Source organism: Bradyrhizobium sp. P2_E8, from assembly GCF_056403875.1.
Genome location: NZ_JBFUES010001365.1, coordinates 1 through 1,565 on the forward strand (window position 1 = coordinate 1; position 1,565 = coordinate 1,565).

General features: G+C 66.8%; 1 protein-coding gene. It reads right to left on the reverse strand.

Features of this window, described 5'->3' with window-relative positions; translation table 11 throughout:
• A partial coding sequence (gene recQ / locus AC1D00_RS40500) for a DNA helicase RecQ (protein WP_477014558.1) occupies positions 1-1,426 on the reverse strand: 1,426 nt, incomplete at its 3' end.
• Positions 1,427-1,565 lie beyond the last annotated feature (139 nt).

Genomic DNA, 1,565 nt, shown 5'->3' on the forward strand with positions numbered 1-1,565 from the left:
GCTTTTCGTTGAGCTCGCGCCCGATGCCGAATACCGACAGCTTGTCGTGGCCGAACTGCGTGACCTTCTCGGTCAGGCGGCCGATCAGCACGTCGATCAGGTGCATTGCGCCGAAACGCTGGCCGGTGCGATAGACGCAGGAGAGCAGTTTCTGCGCCAGCACCTTGCCGTCGCGCATCTTTGGCGGCGTCAGGCAATTGTCGCAATTGCCGCAGGTTTCGCCGTGCACGATCTCGCCGAAATAGGCGAGCAGCCGCCTGCGCCGGCACTGCGCTGTCTCGGCGAGCCCGACCAGTGCGTCGAGCTTGCCGATCGACACGCGCTTGAAATCGTCGGAGCCGCTGGACTCGTCGATCATGCGGCGCTGCTGCACGATGTCGGAGAGGCCATAGGCCATCCATGCCGCGGACGGCTTGCCATCGCGGCCGGCGCGTCCCGTCTCCTGGTAATAGGCCTCGATGCTCTTGGGCAGATCGAGATGGGCGACGAAGCGCACGTCGGGCTTGTCGATGCCCATGCCGAAGGCGATGGTCGCCACGATGACGATGCCGTCCTCGTTGAGGAAGCGATCCTGGTTGCGCGAGCGCACGCTGCTGTCGAGCCCGGCGTGATAGGGCAGCGCGGCAATGCCGGCATCGTCGAGCGCGGCGGCGACCTCCTCGACCCGGTTGCGCGACAGGCAGTAGACCACGCCGGCATCGCCCGCATGGCGCTCCCGGATGAACTCCTTGAGCTGCGACACCGCATTGCGCTTGTCGACGATCTCGTAGCGGATGTTGGGGCGGTCGAAGCTGGAGACGAATTGCGGACTGCTCCCAAGCTGGAGCCGTTCGACGATCTCCTTCCGCGTCAGCTCGTCGGCGGTTGCGGTCAGCGCAATGCGCGGCACCTCGGGGAACCGCTCGGCGATGATGGAGAGGCCGACATATTCGGGGCGGAAGTCGTGGCCCCATTGCGAGACGCAATGCGCCTCGTCGATGGCGAACAGTGCGACCTTGGCCTGTGCCAGCATCGACAGGCAGCGCGGCGTCACCAGCCGTTCCGGCGCGACATAGAGCAGGTCGAGATCGCCCGCGATCAGGCGTCGCTCGATGTCGGAGGCTTCCTGCGGCGTCAGCGACGAGTTCAGCGCGGCGGCGTTGACCCCGGCCTCGAGCAGGCCGGCGACCTGGTCGCGCATCAGCGCAATCAATGGCGAGACCACGATGCCGCAACCTTCCCGCAGCAACGACGGCAGCTGGTAGCACAGCGACTTGCCTCCGCCGGTCGGCATCAGCACCAGGCAATTGCCGCCATCGGTGACGTGCCGGATGATCTCGCCCTGCGCGCCGCGGAACTCCGGCAGGCCGAACACCGAATGCAGCACCGACAGCGCGTCGCGGCCGTTGGCCGGCGCGGGCAGCGGAGCGATGGAAGGGACATTCATGGGTGTGTCGGAGGCCGTGGGATTCGTCACAAGGCCAGTCGCATGCTGGCGCGGGCGTGGCAAGGCTGTTCGCGCGGCAAGGCCGAGTCTTCCCCTCTCCCCTTGTGGGAGAGGGTGGCTCGCCGCGTAGCGGCGAGAC